Below are 18,711 nucleotides of genomic sequence, written 5' to 3' on the forward strand. Positions count from 1 at the left end.
ATTGAAAAACGATAGGTCTTAAGTCCCATTTCTGCCATTAGCTTAACATCTTCTTTAAATCTATGATAATGATCTACTGCTACATCTCCTGTAGTATGTTTAAATGTTTTACCTTCTATTCTAACAAAGTTGTCCCAATTACTTAGGCCTTTTCCATCCTCTAAATGAGCTCCCTCAACTTGATATGCAGCTGATGCACTTCCCCATAAAAAGCCTTCTGGCAACTTAAACTTTCCCATTAACTCTCACTCTCACTTTCTCAAAACTGTATAATTATAACTCATTCTAACAAAACATTATCTTAGTTTCTATAATAATATTTTGACTAATTTTACATTACTAATTAGAGATTATTCGTACTATATCCTTATCTTTAACCTTGTCTAATATTTCTTTTCTCTTAATACGCACACCTATATTTTCTCTATCAAATCTTAATTCATTTTCTCCAGTTAAAATAGATTTTATTTCGCCATTAATAACATCACCTTCATAAATAAAAGTAATAAGTTTATCAGCAAATAAGCTAGTTACACTACATTTTCCCTCTGAATCTAGTTGCGATGCATCTAATTTAGGCATAATTACTAAATCTCCTAAATCACCCTTAATTCCAAATACTTCTTCAACCATAGTTAATAATAACCAACTAGCAGATCCAGTTAAGTAATTATAAAGTCCTCTTCCTCTTTCATTTATATATTCAGGAATTCCTGGATATATCTTAGACTTATCAAAATCAACACAATGCTTATATATTGTATCTAAAACTTTATGTCCTTCTGCTTTAAATCCTCTTTTATATAAAGCATTAGCATACATAACAGCCATATGGCTAAACATAGCTCCATTTTCTTTATGTCCAAATGCAAATCCAAAACATCTTCCAAGGTCTAATTTAACTTCCTTAAAGTCACTATTTAATCTACATCCACCAACCTTTAAGTCAAATAGATACTCATCTACAGCCTTTACTATAGATTCAACCCTTTCTTCACTTGCAACCTTTCCCATTATACTGAAGACTTGTCCAGTAAGAGTCATTCTAACTCCAGATTCAAAGTCACCTTCTACCTTTTCAGCCTTATCATCATAATACCCATTAAACCAACCATGTCCATCTTTACTTTCAATCCATTCATTTTTATTTATGTTTTCCTTCATTTCATTTGCCATTTTACTTAATTTTTCTGCTAATTCAACAACATCTAATAGAAGTCTTTCTCCTGAAATATTATGCTCACAAATTTCAAAGTAGTTAGATAAAATATTATTCTTAAGTTCTATATCATGAAAATCTACATCTGCTAAAAGAATATTTAATTCTTTCATAAGTGAAATATTTTCTACATTTAACTTATTCTTTAAAGCTAATAATAACTTACTTAATTCTTCTAAATTGTTAGCATATAATGCAGTAAATGCAACACTTTCACCATTAATACTTGCCATATCAAAAGCATCATTCCAGTCTGCTCCCTCAAGTTTAATTATATTATGAGCTCCAACATTGAAATAAGCTGTAATATGTTGTATTAATAAATGCTCTAATATAGTTCCTGTATAAACTTCTCCATCTACATTCCTTTGCTTATTTCCATAAAGCTCTGTCCAATTTTCATCACCTCTTGAACCTCTTGCTGTAAGTTTATCCTTAAAGTAAGTTTGTTCCTTTAATAAGAAGGCTAAATCACCACTTCTATCTAAATATAATTTAGTAGTTAAGAATGGCCATGCCCCATGATCCATCCAAACTCTTGCAATAGAATTTCTATCTGCAATAAATTCTCCAGGCTCACTTCCAATAATAGTTGCATTAGAACCATCAACTCTTACACCACCAAAGTTATTCCAAAGAAGCTCTCTAACTTGTACAGGTTCCATTAATAATAATGCTAAGCAATCTTGCCATAAATCTCTCCATCCACGACCGCCCCTACCATAGTCATGATGTGGTAAGAATGAACATCCATATATACGTCTTAAAATAGGTTGTAATGTCACCCACTTCATCCAATTATTAAACTTATCATCACCAAATTTAAACTCCATTGTCTTAAGCTTTTCACTCCAATAAACCTTATTATTTTCTAATTCTTCTTCAAATGTATTCTTTGCTAAATACTTATTTACTAATTCTTTCATTTCAGAACCATTTTTATCTGCTGCTATAACAAAGTAATAAGTTCTCTCTTCTCCTGATTCTAAAATTATTTTATTAAAACTAAATGCGCCTATAGTCTCATATCCATCAATAGTATCTTCAACTTTATATCCTAAATCTATATTTTTAACAACTGCTTCTGGCCAGTCAAAACTACCACCTTCCCCTATAAACTCTTCCCATGAAGGATAAAATCTATTAGGTTTTTCCCCATTTTCATTGGTTCCAAAAACTCCATATGAAGTAGTATTTATTGTATGTCCTCTTTCATCAAAGCACATTGTAGGTTTAACCCAAACACCTTTTTCTTTTATAGTTGTTCTATTTAGTAATGATGTAACGTGTCTATGATCTCTTATATCACCAGCTGATCTACAATATAAAGGAACTGCAACTGTTGGTGTAAACTCTAGTTTTTCTTTTCCTATATTTTTTATTGTTACTCTATTTAATTCAACAGTATCTTCTGTAACTGGTACAAATGATGTAACTATTGCTTTTACTCCTAACTCCTCATTTTCTCTTCTGATTTCATGCCATAAAAGTCCTCCTACCATTGAAGACTTCTCTGCTTCTTCATTAAATTTAGTTGCTTTTTGTACTGCTGAATTTCCTGTTGCTGACCAAGAATTCTTTCCTTCTATATTAATCCAAAAGTTTCTTGATGAATTAGTATTGTGTAAATCTTCACTTGATACTGGTGGAAGTATAAATGTATTTTGATCTAATTTTATATCTCCATGTAAATTTTGAGTTATAGCTGACATCATTCCAGCATCATTGGCTAAAGGAAAATACATATATGAATTATTATCACTATTCTTTAATTCAAATGTTCCTTTATTATCTATAAATTTATATTTTTCCATCTCAATACTCTCCTTCTAATAACATTAATTAACTATAATAATTTCAGCTTTCGAAACCCATTTCGATAGATAGCAAATAAATATTCGATAATCTAAAATTATCGAAATTGATTTCGTTATTAGCAATTGTTTACATTGCTATTGTATACTTTTTATTATATCTTGTAAATATTTTTATAATCAACTTTTAAAATACTAGCTTAACTTAATTAAGCTAGTATTTTATACCTTAATTATTAATTTTATTTCTATTTATTAAATTGCCACCAATTATTAATATTATTAATGCTATTCCTATTAGTAAATATACTCTTTCTGCTCCTGTTTCTGGTAAAAACTCATCCTTATCACTATTATTAGTATCTGGTTTAACAACTATATTATCATATTCGGGTTTACTTTCTATTTCATTATTTTGATTATCATCTTCTGGCTTTTCCTGATCTCCTGAAGTATTATCATCATCTGCGTCATCCTCTATTGTAGCTTTAACCTTTAAAGTAACATTATCAACAATTATTTCATGAGCTTCATACTCTCCATACTTACCTAATAAGAAATTCAATTCTACTAATTCTGTTTCATTTGCCTTAAAATTATATTTAAAATTTTTCATTTCAGTATTAACTTCTATCTTATCTTCAAAAACTCTATAATATTCTGAATTTTGTACTACTGTTTCTAATTCTCTTTCTATAGTTGAACTTATGTCAAAGGATAGTTCATATTCAACATTCTTAACTAATTGTAATCCAGTTTGTTTGAATTGTACTCCCCATGTTTGTGATGAATCTCCTTCTTGTCCAAATTTAGGTATTGATATAATAGCTTGCTCATTTTCTATTTTAATATCATTTATAAAGTTATCATACTTTTCCCAATTCCATGCTTGCCATCCATCTAGTCCATTTTCAAATGTTCCGTTATATATTAAAAATTCTTTTATTTCTATTGGTTCTTCATGCTCTCCATCACATTCTAATACTACATTATCAATATATATACCTAAGTTATTTGAACCTAGCAAAAACTCTATTATTCCATTATTATCTATACCATTATTATCAAAGTTAAATAAAATAGTATATTCTTTATCTTCTTTTCCTATATTTAAATCACTACTAAATATTTTTTCTCCATTATTATTTTTAATAGCTATTTGAATATCTTTATTCTCAGTTGCCCTAGCATTAAAACTCAATTTATGATTTGCTTGTCCAACTAGCATTATTCCTTTTTGATTCAATACCACATCTTCATATTCTGTACTACCATTACCCACATTTACATATAATTCTCTAGTATCTTCTGCTACTGAATATTCTGCATTTCCACTTAAATTCCAATAAGTTTTTCTATCTATGTTACCTCTATCAAATGTTCCATTATAAATATGATTCCCACTACTTAATGGCTCTTTTATACCATCATAATCAATAGTAATATCAACTTCCTCTAAATTTACATTCCCTATCCATACTGAAGGATTCTCTATTCCAAGATTAAATTCTAGTCTTGCTTTAATATCAGTATCTTTCTCCATAGTAAATATATGCTCATATTGTTTTATTTCTGCTGTTAACGTTGGACTATATACATCCGAATAAACAGTCCATCCCCTATCTGCTCCACCTGATAACTTTACAGCAATATTTCTATTAGAATTTGATTTAGCTTCATAAGATAATTTGTATGTTCTCCCCTTTGCTAAAGTAACATTTTGAATTAATTGTACTGAATGAGCTACACTTGCCGAATTAATTATATCTATTTTAGCAAATTCTTTATTATCTATATTTTCTGTTGCTATAGATGCTTCTCCCCCAAACTCTTTTAAAGTTAGGAAATTCCATGTATTAGAGAACTCTTCATCTCCATTTATAATCTTATTGAACCCATATTCATAATTTATATCATAAACGTAATTACCATCAATAGCTACTTTTGAGTCATCTGGTAATTCTTCCTTTTCTAAATTTGGTTCCTTTGGCTCTTGATATTCATATCCTTCTGCTAAGTCATATACTCTAACATAATCAACTAACATTTCTGCCGATTCAAAATTTTCATCTGGTAAATTACCATTATCAAACCAACCACCAACAGCTAAATTAAAAATAATATAAAACTCCTGATCAAATGGTGCTGGAAATGAATACTTTAATTCTTCATCATTACCATTAGTATTCCAATTATTTTGAGTTTGATATAATTCACCATCTACATACCATCTTATTTCTCCTGGTTCCCATTCAATTGCATATTCATGAAAATCAGTTATATCAGTTCCTTCTTCAAATGTATACATATTGCCACTTGATTTATTATTAGGCCATTTACCACCATAATGTAAAGTTCCTTCAACTTCATCAAGAACTCTTCCCCTGGCTTCCATTATGTCAATTTCTCCTGATGCTGCCCATCCACCATATTGATCATCATTAGGCATCATCCAAAAGGCAGGCCAAAGGCCAGTACCTTCTGGCAGCTTCATTCTAGCCTCTATTCTTCCATATTTAGTTGTTACTTTATCTTGCGTTTTAATTCTAGTAGACGTATAATCACAATTATCATACTTTTCTTTATTTTCACTAACATTATTGGCTGTAATCACCATATTACCATCTCTAAATGATATATTTTCTCCAGCTGTATAATATTGTTTTTCGTTATTTCCCCAACCTGAATCAATTTTATTTCCTTCATCATCTATAATCCAATTTCCAACTTCATATGACCAATTATCCATATTTAATGTTTCATTATTAAATTCATCAGACCATAATAAATTCCATTTTTCATTCACTTTATTTTCCACGATATTATTTTCAGCAAATATAACCTGTGCATTACTTAATAATAAACTAAATGCTAATATGACTGTAAAGAAACCTTTAATTTGTTTTTTTCTTTTATTTCTCATTTTTCTCTCCCTTTTTTCTATTTCCTAAACCATTAAAATAATTTTACATTTAGACTATATATTATCGAAATCAATTTCGATAAATGGAATAACAATTGTAAAACGATTACATATTATTGAATAGATTTTATATCTAACTTGTAAATGATGCTAGCCTATTATACTAAAACTAGCATCATTTTAAGAAATACTACTTTATATTTTTACATGAATCCCTCTCAATTAAATCAACTGGAATTACTGTATTTTCATTTATTTTGCTTTTACTATCTATTTGTTTTACCAATAAATCTATAGCTTTTTTTCCTATTAACTCAGCATTTTGCCTTATAGTAGTTAATTTAGGAGTTAAATATTGTGCTAATTCAATATCATCAAAACCAATTATAGAAATATCTTCTGGAACACTAAGCCCAGAATCCCTAATTGCATCTATAGCTCCTATAGCCATTTTATCACTTGCTACAAAAACAGCTGTTGGTCTTTCTTCAAGAGATAATAAATCCTTCATTGAATTATATCCACCTTCAACTGCATAATGTCCATGATTTGCAATATATCCTTCTTTTATATCTAACCCAAACTCATTCATAAATTCTTTATAAGCTTTTTCTCTTTCATCACTTGGCCAATTATACCCTGGTTCTGCCCCTGGTATATGCGCTATCTTAGTATGTCCTAAATCATATAAATGCTTCATTGCCATCATTGCACCTTGAAAATGATTTGATCCTACAGATGCAGTTCCCTTAATATCTCTATCAACAATAACTATAGGGAAATAACTTTCTATCATTTCAAACATTTCTTTATCATTATCATCCGCACAAATTATAGCTATTCCATCAACATTTTTATGTTTAAAGTACTCTAAAAAAGTATTATTTCTTAGTCTATTATTCTTAGAACCAAAAAGCAAAGAATATCCATACTTATCTGCTTGCTTTTTAAAAGATTCTATAACACTACCAAAGAAAGGATGGTTTAATCCAAATCCTAAATCTTCATAATATACAATTCCAAGTGTCCATGTTTTTTTAGTTATTAATGTTTGTGCTTGAGAATTAGGATAAAAATTTTCATCATCTAAAATTTTCTTTATCTTATTTCTAGTTTTATCACTTACATCTGGATAATTATTTATTACTTTAGACACCGTTGTAGGAGATACCCCTGCCTTTTTAGCTATTTCATAAATTGTACTCATCTTTCACCCACATTTCAAAATTTTATATACACTATTACTTTTACATATAATTATATATTATAATTTTCTTATAATAGTGTAAATAGAGTTTGCTTGTAAACTAACATTTATACTATCATTACATACGTTTAGACTAATATTTTTTTCTTCATCATTTTCATTCATTACAACTATGCATAATGAATAATCTTCATTTATACAACTAACTGCATAAACCTTATCCATAATTACATTAGTATCTACTCTAATAGCATTCTTTTTAATAAATTTACTAAAATGAGCTATATAGTAATATGAACTATTATATATTGCTTCCTTTTTATTAGTATCTATAATTATTGGTGCATCACACAAATTATTTACATGATTTGGCCCTCCTGTTTCATCTAATACAATATTCCAATCTATCCATGCTTCAATATAATTATTTAAATCTCCAATAATATTTCTTCCATATCTTTCTCCAGTAATCCATGAACCTAGTTTTACTCCCCCTTCTTGGCAACCTTCAGTAAAGATTATATGTTTATCTGGGAACTCTTCATGTACTTTTGTAGTGTTTTTAAACTCCTCACTCATATACCAATGTATTCCAGTTCCCCATACATACTTACTAGCTTCCTTATCTTCGAGAACTACCTTTGCTCTATCATAAACAATATCTCTATTATGATCCCATATTATTATCTTTTTATCTTGAAGTTTATTTTCATGCATAATAGGACCTAAATAATTTTTAACAAAATCTCTTTCTTCCTCTGCAGTATATTCACAAGAATCCCAAACTTGTTTTGCTGCAGGCTCATTTTGTACCGTTATACCCCAAATGTCTATATTTTTTTCTTGCATAGCCTCTATATATTTAACATAATATTTTGCCCAAAGTTCTTTATATTCATCCTTTAATTTTCCACCATAGTTCATATTACCATTAGTTTTCATGTACTTAGGTGGACTCCAAGGACTTGCTAAAATATTTAAGTCATTTTGTATGGCTTTTACATCTCGTATTAAAGGTAAAACATATCTTTCATCTCTCTCTAAAGAAAATGTATCTAATGTTTCATCGCCTTCCTCTACATAAGTATAATTTCCTAATGCAAAATCACAGCTATGAATATGAACTCTAGCAAAGTTATATCCTATACCATTTTTATCACTATAATATGATTCTAAAACCTTTTCCCTATCATCTTTATCTAACTTAGCTAGTGCATAAGCACTAGCTTCAGTTAAAGCTCCTCCAAAACCAAGAATCCTTTGATATTTTTTATTAATATCAATATCTATTTTATTTTTACATTTATTTTCTACTATAAATCTTTCTAAATCATACTCCTTTAACCTATCAGCAGTATTTTTAGCTGTCACATATACTTTATATTTACTCATCCCTTTTATCCCCCTATAAAATTACAGCTCTTATTTCTTTAATTTTACAACTTCTTATTTTATTAGCTAACTCTCCACTAACTTTGTTTCCGTTAATAGTAACTATATTGTCATCATCATCTATTATTTCAATTTTAGTTACTAATCCCTTTTCTTCACCGAATGTATCTTTATTATTTTCATTAATATATACTAACTTTATTTCACCTAATATAGTTGTCTCAATTACTCCATTTTTAAAGAAATCTTTAGCTAATATTGGATTTAAGTTGAAGCTTAATTCATTATTTTCATATCTAAATAATTTTTCCCCTACCATCATTAGCTTCCAAATATTTAATACTTCAACTGTTGTACCACTTAATCTAGCTACAAACCCTCTTCCATGAGTTCTTTCATCTGGATTACTACTACTTGCTATAAATGAAGAATTCTCTAAAACACTTCTACCATATACTTTTGGATTCATAAATGGAGGCATAGCAGTTTTTATATCTTCAAAGAACTGTTCATATAAACCATTCTTTATTAACTCAAGAACATATTTAAATTCCATATGCATAAATATAGATTCTCTTTCAAGCCAACCTGCAGTAAATCCTCTTGCTCTACCAATTTCAAATCCTTCTCCTTCTAAGCTTTCAGAAGTCTTATACATTTTTAACTTTTTATCGTATATATCACTTTTTCTTATTTCACCATAAAGCTCTATTTCTTCTTCCTTAGTCAAGTTAGTTTTTAAATATCTTGTTGGCCCTTCTAAGAAAGATGGTAAGAAATTAACCTTAAATTCTAATGGTTTTATTACGTTATTATCTTCTTCAAATTTTGTTATATCATAATGCATAAAAGTAGGAATTTTTCCTTCATTTAAACTTTTAGCCTTTTCTATTCCTAAATCGATTTTGTTAATCATTTTTTCTATTAAATCAGCTAATTCTTCTTTTGATATAGAAACTTCTTTACCACTTACAGTGTATCTTGTTTTTTCTCTATACTCTTCTCTTAAGTCTGATACTTTGTTCCAATAATCTAAATCGCTTAAATCTAAGTTTAAAGTTTTATAAACTTCTGCTAAGCAATTATAGAATTCTTCCGGAATATTAACATTTTCACTAACATTTAAATTTTCATTAATGAATAATAATAATCTCTTTAATTCAGCTGTTTCAGCAAAACTTGAACCTATTAATCCTGGTAAACCATTCATAGCATCATTCCAACCTGGTTTTCCAGCTTCCATCTCAATTCCTATACCATATTCATCTAAAGTCATGAACTTAATTCCAGCTAACATTACTAATTTAGTTAATAAATTGGTTTTATATAATTCGCCTTCTTCAGTGTGTACCCAATTACTAGAAAGTTCTTCTTTTTCTGCTAAAGATACATATTGTCTAACTTTTCCTTTATCTAAAATATATTTATCTTTTCTTGGAAGAACATACTCTGGAGAATTAAAGAATTTATATGATTTTTCATCTACTAATAATTCTTTCACTTTATCAGGATATATATTTAAATATTCTTCTATTAAATCTAGATTATAAGTCCAGTGATCTACCCAGAACCCTTCTCCAAAGACAGCTTCTACTTCTTCTGAAGATAAATCAATTATAAAGTTCATAATAGCTGTTGCATCATTTTTAGTAAGTTTCGCTTTTTTTACTAATGCAGAATATAATTCTCCTATAGTAAACTTTTCTTTTAAAACATCACTTATAGCATTTAAAGTATTTTCATCACACTTATTTACTATTTCTGAATATTTTTTTTCATCTACTACAAATTTCTTACCTTTTACTACTAAAGGATTATATCCATCTAATTGTATTAAATCACTAAATAATTTAATATTTTCTTTTCCTATAAAAGGATGAATATATGAATCCATTCTTCTATTTTGATTAACATCTCTAAAATTACCATTTCCTTGAGAATAGAAGTTAGGTTCTATACTAAAAAAGTTATAATCTCTTTCTAAATCTCCATGTTTTCTTGAGTATACATAATAAATCTTTTTATCTTCATTTCCTATTTCTAAAGGATATCCACCTCTTAATAAATTATCTATATGACATTGCTTCACGTATTCATCAAATAGTGGATAATTTGTTTTAGTATAAACATGTTTATTTAAATCATCTATTATAGTATTTCCTACTGCTATTTTATTTTTAAAGTACTCTACATTACATATTTCATTTAAATATCTATCAACATCCGAGCTATTTTCCATGTATCCTATATAGCTATAAATTTCTTTTGAATCACCAGCCTCTAAAGAAACCTTATCTCCAACAAATCCACAAGGAACTTTATTGTAACTTATGGTATTATTATATAAGTTAGCTAGTCCTGTTCTTTCAAACTCCACTGCCTCTCTTAATGATGTATCAAATCCAAATATATTTTCTGGATCAACTATTGGTTTTAAAGTTTTTCCTGTAGAATCAAATCCTACATAAAAATAACTATTTTCAATTCTATCAATCTTAGTTGTATCTCCTGTAGATGCTCTTACTTTAAATATAGCTGTATTATTTTCTTTTACTTCACCTTCCATCCAACTTCTTAATGTATTTGATATTTCCTTATAAGCAGCATTTTCTGATCCATATGGTAATATTGATGTTAAACCATCTAAAACTTCAAATGTTACCTCATTATCACTATTATTTGTTACTTTTATTTTTCTTCCTAATGCTGCAAATTCTTCATTTGGAATAGTGAAATAATTAATTTCTATATTAAAATTTAACTCATTATTAATTTCTATTAACTTAAGTTCATTATTTTTTATCATAATGTTTCTTTGAATATTTTCATTACTTGTTGCTGAAAATGCCTCAACAACAGTTATTTCATTATTATTTTCTAATCTTAAAAATGTCCTAAATCCATTTGAATAAACCATTTTATATGCTTCATTAGCTGGGAAAAACTCCATTATACAATTTTCTTTATCCCTTATCCCTATACTGCTTACGCATTGTCCTCTATTTACATAGAAAGACCACATTGGAGTCCCTTCTGTTCCTGCTATAGCTGATAAAAAACTAGCAAATGGTAACTTCTTATCATAATTTTCAATTACATAATATCCATTTTCATCAATATAATCTGCTTTTATTTTAATATCATTATTCATAATTCACCTCTAAAACATATTATTTTTTATCTATGACCATTTCTATAAATAAGGCCCTGATAAATAAATTTATACAGAGCCCCTAATACTAAATTATTAACTTATTCTTTAACTCCACCGGCTGCAATACTGCTTATGATATATTTTGAAAGGAATGCAAATGCAATCATAATTGGTACTACTGATACTGCAATTGCAAGATATGTTGCTCCCATATTTGCCGTCATGTCTGTAGAAGCCTTTAATGATGCCATCATTACTGGTAAAGTAAACTTCTCTGGTGTAAATAATAATACTAATGGCATTAAGTAGTTATTCCAAGACCCTATAAATGTTGTAATTGCTATTGTTGCTATACCAGGTCCCATCATAGGTACCCCAATTTTATGAAATATCTTAAATTCACTTGCTCCATCAATTCTTGCCGCTTCTATAATAGACATTGGCATTACTGACTGTAAGTACTGTCTAAGGAAGAATACAACGAACGGACTAGCTATTGAAGGTATTATTAAAGGTATATAAGTATCCATTAAATTCATGGCATTAACTAAATCATAAAATCCAAGCAATCCTAATTGAGCTGGAACCATCATAAGTACCAATATTACTGTGAATATAATATTTTTAAACTTAAAGTTATAGACTGCAAACCCATATGCCGTTAAAGCTGAGAAATATGCTGTTAAAGCTGTAACACAAACTGATACAAATAAACTATTTCCAAGTCCCCTAAATATATTGAAATATTCACTCATTATATTCCAGTTATTAATTAAAGAGCTACCTGGTATTAATGTAAATCCACTCATAATCTCTTGACTACTTCTAGTTGCATTAACTAGCATCATTACAAAGGGTACTATACAAATAACACTTAATAAAATTAGGAAAATATATATAAGACTCTTTTTAATATTTTTAAACATTACTTAGCCTCCTTTTTAGAACCATACATAGTTTTAAATGTAATAGCTGAGAATATTGCAATTATAAAGAATAATCCATATGCTATAGCTGCTGCATATCCTACGTTATTATATTTAAATGCTGTATTAAATAGATACATAACAGTTGTATTTAATGCTCCTGAAGGAGATCCTATACCATCAGTAATTAAGAATGGAATATCAAATATTTGTAATCCACCTATTAACGAAGTAATTGCTACATATAACATAATTGGTTTTAATAATGGTAATGTAATACTTGTAAACACCTTCCATCTACCTGCACCATCTATATATGCTGCTTCATAGTAATCCTTTGAAATACCTTGAACTCCAGCCATAAGCATTAAGAAACTATTTCCAAACCACATCCATGCTCCAATTAATGATACTGCTAAAACTGCCGTTTTAGGTTGTCCTAACCAATTTATCTTTGAACTTATAACACCAGCATCTAAAAGCATCTGATTTATTGTTCCATATTGCCAATCTAATAACTGTGCAAATAAAAATGCTACCGAAGTCATTGCTATTAAGTTTGGTAAATAAAATAGCGCTCTAAATATGCTAAGACCTTTTATTTTATATTTAATATCACTAAATATTATTGTAAGTAAAAATGCTAATCCAAGTTGAGCCACTATATTAATAGACCAAATTTTCAATGTATTTCCAAAGGCCGTCCAAAATATACTATCACTAAATAAACGTTTATAATTGTTAAATCCAATAAATTGAGGATCCGTAAACCCATTAAAATCTGTAAAACTTAAATATAATGTCCTTAAAATTGGATATATACTAAATACTACAAAGACAATTATGAATGGTAGTATAAATAAAAAACCATAATTATCTAATTTCTTTTTCTTTTTAACTTGAACATTATCATTCTCTTTTTTCTTCTTCATTGAAACTTCCATATAATTCACCTCTCACTATTTTTAATAAATATATAATTAAATAAATTTTAATTACATATTTATTAAAACATTCTGCTATTCAATTTAATATTTAGGGTGAGACTAATCTCACCCCCATAGTATCTTAGTTATTAGGAACCTCTAATTCTGGATATATTGTTTTTACATTTTTATAAAATTCTTTTAATGCTTCTTCCTTAGTTTTTTCTCCTCTTTGAACTGATTCAATTGCTTGTCCAAAATAATCTCCAATTTGAGTATCATAACTAGTCACTAAAGAATAATCCACATTTTGTGCTTGTTCTAACCAGAATTCATAAGTTTTTTGTCCACCAAAAGCTGGATTTTCAAAATCTTTATTTGCTTCTAAAACAGATACTAAAGAAACAACATCTCCATTCGATGAATCAACCCACCATTGAGATACTTCTTCATTTAATGTACAGAATTTAACAAAATCCCAAGCAGCCTCTTTATTCTTACTATAACTATTTATTCCAATAAATGTACCACCTGAGAAATAAGCATTAGGTCCTGTTGTTATTCCGAAGTTGCCTTGATTTTCTCCAGCATTATCTCTAACTATTAAACTTCCCCATGTTGGTAATGCATATGAAAATACTTCTGTAGTTTCAGCACTAGAATCTATTTCAGCTACATCTGTCCATTCTGCATCTAGCGGAATTGAATTACCCATTGAACTATACCAAGCTGAAGACCATTCTGGTGCAAATGCAACTAATTTTTCTTGATATAACTCAACAGCTGCATCAAAATAATCTAATCTTCCCTCCGTCATCATTAACTTACCATCTTTAACCCATGGTTCTGGATTATTCCCATAAGTAAAATGTCTTAAATTCCCTGTATCTGCAAATATTCTATATCCAGCATTTTTTAACTCTTTAGCTGTTTCTGTAATAGTTTTAACATCTTTAAACTTTTCAGCTACAAATTCTGGTGAATCATTCCCCCAAACAGCTTTAGCTATATCTCTACGATAGGTAATCCCACCAGGTGTTACTTGATAGCTTAATGCTCTTACAACCCCATTTTCATCTTTACCCGCATCATATACATAATCTACAATTTTATCCTCATATTCTCCAACATTATAAGGAGCTTGAGTTAAATCCTCAAAAAATCCTGCTTTAAAGAAATCTGGAAGCATTTGAGGTTCTCCAACTATTACATCCGGAGTTGCTGATTTTCCTCTTAATGCAGCTGTAAGTTTTGTTGGATAGTCAGCTGGTGCTATGACAACAACTTCTATTTCCTTACCTTCATTTTCTTCTTCATAATGAGTAGCAAATTCTTTTAAATCATCTGCTAAACTCCATACTATAACTTTATCGTTTTTACCACTACCACCTACAGCACTTTCATCTTTTTCTTTTGACCCACAAGCAACTGATGTTAAAGTCAACATTCCAACCATTAATAATGATAATAATTTTTTAGTTTTCATAAAATCTCCCCTTTTCTTGGTGATATTTAAATTCTAAAGATTATTTTACACTTAGTAATTAGGTATTTTTTTATTCTTATTAACTCAAAATCAATATTTTACAAACCTTATTACAAATTTATCGAAATGGATTTCGTTTTTTCCAAAGTATTAATAAATTTATAAATTAATTTACTATTTTGTTAGATTTATTTCCTTAAATATTTTTTCGAAACTGATTTCGAAAACTACTAAAAAAAATAAATCTTCACTTCACTTTACCGATTTCGAATATATTAATCAAACAATTTATTCCTAATTGTGTACACATTTAACTAAATAACCTTCAGAAAATGTTTACAAGTTTATTATATATTATCTTTTTTATTATGTAAATATTATTTTGTATTTTTTTTATTTTTTATATTAATTCCTTAAAAATTAATTTTATTATTACACATGAATAAATTCATGTATAATAATAAAACCAGAGATTTATTTTCAAATTTTAAAATACTTATTTTGTTATTACATATACTATCTAAAATTACTACTATATTTATAAATATATATCAGACAATTCCATTTCAACACATTCTTTAACTTTATTCTTATTAAAAGTATTATTATTTTGATACTCTTCTTTAACAATTGGAAATTTCAACACAAATCTACTTCCTATATTTACTATCGAATCAACATATATCTTTCCATTATGTAATTCCACAAAGGATTTTACTATAGCTAAACCAATTCCACTCCCCTCATTTTTTCTACACAAACTATTATCAAGCTGAACAAATTTCTCAAATATACTATTTATATCCTCATTATTTATTCCAACTCCTTCATCTTCAATTATTATATAAAAATACTCTTCAAACTTTAAGGTTATTCTTATCTCACCATTTTCTTTAGAGAATTTAATAGCATTAGATAACAAATTTAAGATAATTCTTTCAAATTTATCAACATCAACTTTCATCATTACATCCTCTTTATTTGTATCAAAAACTAAACTTAAATTTTTACTCTCTAAATATGGAATTATTGATGTTACTAGTTCTTCTATTAACTCTACTATATTTATGTTTATTAATTTAAACTCATTTTCTCCCCCGATATTTTGTATATCAATAATATTGTTTATTAATCTCATTAATCTTTTACAATTGTTATTAATAACCTCAATATTATTTATATATCTATTAATTATGATTTTACCCTATTTGCCTCTTCGGCTGTATTCATTGCTTTTAATATCTCTTTTTCATATATCCTTTTTCTCCTAATGTAGCATATTAAAGTTATAATTATAACAACTAAACTTAATAATAATAAAATATTACTTATTATTATATTTTTATACTCTCTAATAACATCGATAGGATTATTAATTATTTTTGAACTTACCGGTAAATCAGATGTTTTAATTCCAAATTTCCTTAATGCTTTGTAATCAAAAATATACTCATTGGCACTATCATCTTTAATATATATATCCTCATTAGACTCTCCATTCAATAACCCAATAGCTATTTCCCCAGCTTTTTTCCCTTGATTAAAATGATTTATAACCTTACCTCCAACACTTCCTTGTCCAATATCATAATTTAAAATATTATATATAGGAATATTATTACAACCTTCATTAATTATTTTATCAATCTCCTTCACTCCAAGGTAATTATTATCTGAAAAATTATTAACATAAAGCTTTATTACTACATCATTTTTATCTAATTCACATAAAATATTTTTCACTTCATTTATCGGTATATCATTTGTAATAATCCAATTAATATTAAACTCTTCATATTCCGAAAGAATTTCATCATATAAATTTATTCCAAAACTATCTATAAAATTAATAGTATCCACATTAGGATGAAGCTTTTTAATTAATTCGATATTTTCCCTAATTGACTCAACCTCTGTAACTCCTGATACTAAATCATATTCTAATGCTCTTTCCCTTCGTACATAATCTTGAACACCTAAAAATGATATAGGAACACCTTTAAATAAATCATCCCTATATTTTAAACAAAACTCAGCTGCTTCATCATCCCCTGCAATTATGACATCTATATTTTCATAAGTTTCTAATTTATACTTTAGTAGATTAAAAAAATTTTCCTCTGATTCATAACTATCAAATATCTTAAAATTCATATATTCAATATTTATATTGCAATTATTATCTAACCCACTCTTTAATCCCTCTACTTGATCATTAAAACTAATAAAATCTGAATTAAAGGAACTAATAAATAAAACTTCTATTTTATCATTTTCATTTACCTCTGCATAAACATAATTATTGTTTAATATAAAAGTATACATAATGAATATTAACCCCAAAATAATACCTCTCAACTTTCTCATAGCGTTCCTCCATAAATATTTAACTTCATATTTTTCCTAAATAATACTGCAATATTTCTATTTGAAATTATATCAAAATACATTCTATAAATTTGTTATTTTTTGTCGATATATATTCATAAAAGTGGTGAGATATATATTAGCAAAAAAAATCAATACATTAATCTAATAATGTATTGATTTTTTATTTTTATTCTATTAACTTTTAACCTTTATATTTCTAAACACTTATAAATAGCCTTTGCTACTCCATCATTATTATTAGTATCAGTAATATATTTTGCTATTTCCTTAATCTCTGGAATTGCATTTTCCATAGCATATGAATTTTCAAATTCAGTAAACATAGAGTAATCATTGAAACTATCTCCAAGCACTATTACTTCACTTTTATCTATTCCCATTTTTTCAATTGTCTTAGCTAATATTAATCCTTTTTGAGCCTTAATATCACTTATTTCAATATCATTTGCAAAAGTTGATGCTACTGATAAATCCGACGTATTTTTTCTTAACTTTTCCTTTAACTCTGCTATTAATTTTTCATCATTATCAAAGGTAACTATTTTTAATATTTCAATATTACTTTCTAAAATTTCATAAACATTATCTATTGATTTCATTCCCCTTTGTTTATGAAATTTTTCAACAAAGTCTATTACTTCAACTTCACTCATTTTAGGGTTAAATAGTTTAAATCTATCAATAATAGCCTTTTTATCACTTTCTTTATTAGTTACATATGAACCATTATTAGTCATTAATTGAATACATAATCCTGCTTCATTTAATATATCAAACACTACTTTTACACTGTCTTTATTCATATAAACACTTTCAATTACATTTCCATTTATATCTCTATACTCCGCACCGTTACTTAAAATACATTCACAGCTTAGATTACATTCTTCTAAATATGACTTTACTGCAGCATAATCCCTTCCAGTTACGATGGTAAAATGTCTGCCCATTTCTTGAGCTTTTCTTATAGCTTCTAAATTCCCCTCTGATATCTTGTGATTATCATCTAATAAAGTTCCATCCATATCACTTGCTATTAATTTTATCATTACTTATTCTCCTACTCCTTATCTTTAATGTTATTCTATACTATTTATTATATCAATAATACAAAAAACGAACTACATATTATACAATAAATAAAATGTAGTTCATTTTTAAAATTATTTTCTATTAATTACTAAAGTTCTTCACCTTTTGTTTCTATAACTTTTTTATACCAATAATAACTATCTTTTTTGTAACGATTCATAGAAGAGCCCTCTTCTTCTTC

Annotated in this window: 12 protein-coding genes; all 12 read right to left on the minus strand. The window is 27.6% G+C overall.

Translation table 11 applies throughout. The annotated features are described in order from the left end of the window. On the minus strand, positions 1–239 hold a 239-nt coding region (locus tag I4V51_RS18155), incomplete at its 3' end, for a family 1 glycosylhydrolase (protein ID WP_195989849.1). Between the two features lie 100 nt (positions 240–339). Then, positions 340–3,033 carry a cellobiose phosphorylase gene (locus I4V51_RS18160; RefSeq protein WP_195989850.1) on the minus strand — a complete coding sequence of 898 codons (2,694 nt, stop codon included), beginning with the start codon at positions 3,031–3,033 and terminating at the stop codon, positions 340–342. Positions 3,034–3,262: 229 nt separating this feature from the next. Beyond that, the gene (locus I4V51_RS18165; RefSeq protein ID WP_195989851.1) at positions 3,263–5,956 is read right to left on the minus strand and encodes a family 16 glycosylhydrolase; all 2,694 of its coding nucleotides are present in this window, start codon (positions 5,954–5,956) and stop codon (positions 3,263–3,265) included. A 190-nt stretch (positions 5,957–6,146) separates the two neighbouring features. Beyond that, positions 6,147–7,163, minus strand: a complete 1,017-nt coding sequence (locus I4V51_RS18170; protein WP_195989852.1) for a LacI family DNA-binding transcriptional regulator — start codon at positions 7,161–7,163, stop codon at positions 6,147–6,149. A gap of 57 nt (positions 7,164–7,220) precedes the next feature. Continuing rightward, positions 7,221–8,555 (minus strand): glycoside hydrolase family 30 protein, encoded by a 1,335-nt coding sequence (locus I4V51_RS18175; RefSeq protein ID WP_195989853.1) that lies wholly within the window; start codon positions 8,553–8,555, stop codon positions 7,221–7,223. Between the two features lie 13 nt (positions 8,556–8,568). After that, the gene (locus tag I4V51_RS18180; RefSeq protein WP_195989854.1) at positions 8,569–11,706 is read right to left on the minus strand and encodes a hypothetical protein; all 3,138 of its coding nucleotides are present in this window, start codon (positions 11,704–11,706) and stop codon (positions 8,569–8,571) included. Positions 11,707–11,807: 101 nt separating this feature from the next. Beyond that, positions 11,808–12,635: a carbohydrate ABC transporter permease gene (locus I4V51_RS18185; protein WP_195989855.1), complete on the minus strand. Its 828-nt coding sequence runs from the start codon at positions 12,633–12,635 to the stop codon at positions 11,808–11,810. Continuing rightward, entirely contained in the window at positions 12,635–13,579 is a 945-nt protein-coding gene (locus I4V51_RS18190) for a sugar ABC transporter permease (RefSeq protein WP_243281553.1), read from the minus strand. Before I4V51_RS18190 ends, I4V51_RS18185 begins: the two co-directional genes overlap by 1 nt. 124 nt (positions 13,580–13,703) lie before the next feature. Then, a complete protein-coding gene (locus I4V51_RS18195) occupies positions 13,704–15,047 on the minus strand; it encodes an extracellular solute-binding protein (protein WP_195989856.1) in 1,344 nt (447 codons plus the stop codon). Between the two features lie 538 nt (positions 15,048–15,585). After that, on the minus strand, positions 15,586–16,185 hold the full coding sequence (locus I4V51_RS21265) for an ATP-binding protein (protein ID WP_243281554.1): 600 nt from the start codon (positions 16,183–16,185) through the stop codon (positions 15,586–15,588). A 53-nt stretch (positions 16,186–16,238) separates the two neighbouring features. Beyond that, positions 16,239–17,414 (minus strand): ABC transporter substrate binding protein, encoded by a 1,176-nt coding sequence (locus tag I4V51_RS21270; protein WP_243281555.1) that lies wholly within the window; start codon positions 17,412–17,414, stop codon positions 16,239–16,241. A gap of 212 nt (positions 17,415–17,626) precedes the next feature. After that, positions 17,627–18,487, minus strand: coding sequence for a Cof-type HAD-IIB family hydrolase (locus tag I4V51_RS18205; protein ID WP_195989857.1), 861 nt, complete (start codon positions 18,485–18,487; stop codon positions 17,627–17,629). Positions 18,488–18,711: the final 224 nt, after the last annotated feature.

Source organism: Clostridium sp. D53t1_180928_C8, from assembly GCF_015667795.1.
Classification (GTDB): Bacteria; Bacillota; Clostridia; order Clostridiales; family Clostridiaceae; genus Clostridium.

What these genes read in the sequence shown, in the direction of transcription:
- I4V51_RS18180 (WP_195989854.1), bottom strand. Translation starts at nt 11,706, where the DNA reads ATGAATAATGATATTAAAATAAAAGCAGATTATATTGATGAAAATGGA.
- I4V51_RS18175 (WP_195989853.1), bottom strand. Translation starts at nt 8,555, where the DNA reads ATGAGTAAATATAAAGTATATGTGACAGCTAAAAATACTGCTGATAGG.
- I4V51_RS18185 (WP_195989855.1), bottom strand. Translation starts at nt 12,635, where the DNA reads ATGTTTAAAAATATTAAAAAGAGTCTTATATATATTTTCCTAATTTTA.
- I4V51_RS18170 (WP_195989852.1), bottom strand. Translation starts at nt 7,163, where the DNA reads ATGAGTACAATTTATGAAATAGCTAAAAAGGCAGGGGTATCTCCTACA.
- I4V51_RS18165 (WP_195989851.1), bottom strand. Translation starts at nt 5,956, where the DNA reads ATGAGAAATAAAAGAAAAAAACAAATTAAAGGTTTCTTTACAGTCATA.
- I4V51_RS18160 (WP_195989850.1), bottom strand. Translation starts at nt 3,033, where the DNA reads ATGGAAAAATATAAATTTATAGATAATAAAGGAACATTTGAATTAAAG.
- I4V51_RS18195 (WP_195989856.1), bottom strand. Translation starts at nt 15,047, where the DNA reads ATGAAAACTAAAAAATTATTATCATTATTAATGGTTGGAATGTTGACT.
- I4V51_RS18205 (WP_195989857.1), bottom strand. Translation starts at nt 18,487, where the DNA reads ATGATAAAATTAATAGCAAGTGATATGGATGGAACTTTATTAGATGAT.
- I4V51_RS21270 (WP_243281555.1), bottom strand. Translation starts at nt 17,414, where the DNA reads ATGAGAAAGTTGAGAGGTATTATTTTGGGGTTAATATTCATTATGTAT.
- I4V51_RS21265 (WP_243281554.1), bottom strand. Translation starts at nt 16,185, where the DNA reads ATGAGATTAATAAACAATATTATTGATATACAAAATATCGGGGGAGAA.
- I4V51_RS18190 (WP_243281553.1), bottom strand. Translation starts at nt 13,579, where the DNA reads ATGGAAGTTTCAATGAAGAAGAAAAAAGAGAATGATAATGTTCAAGTT.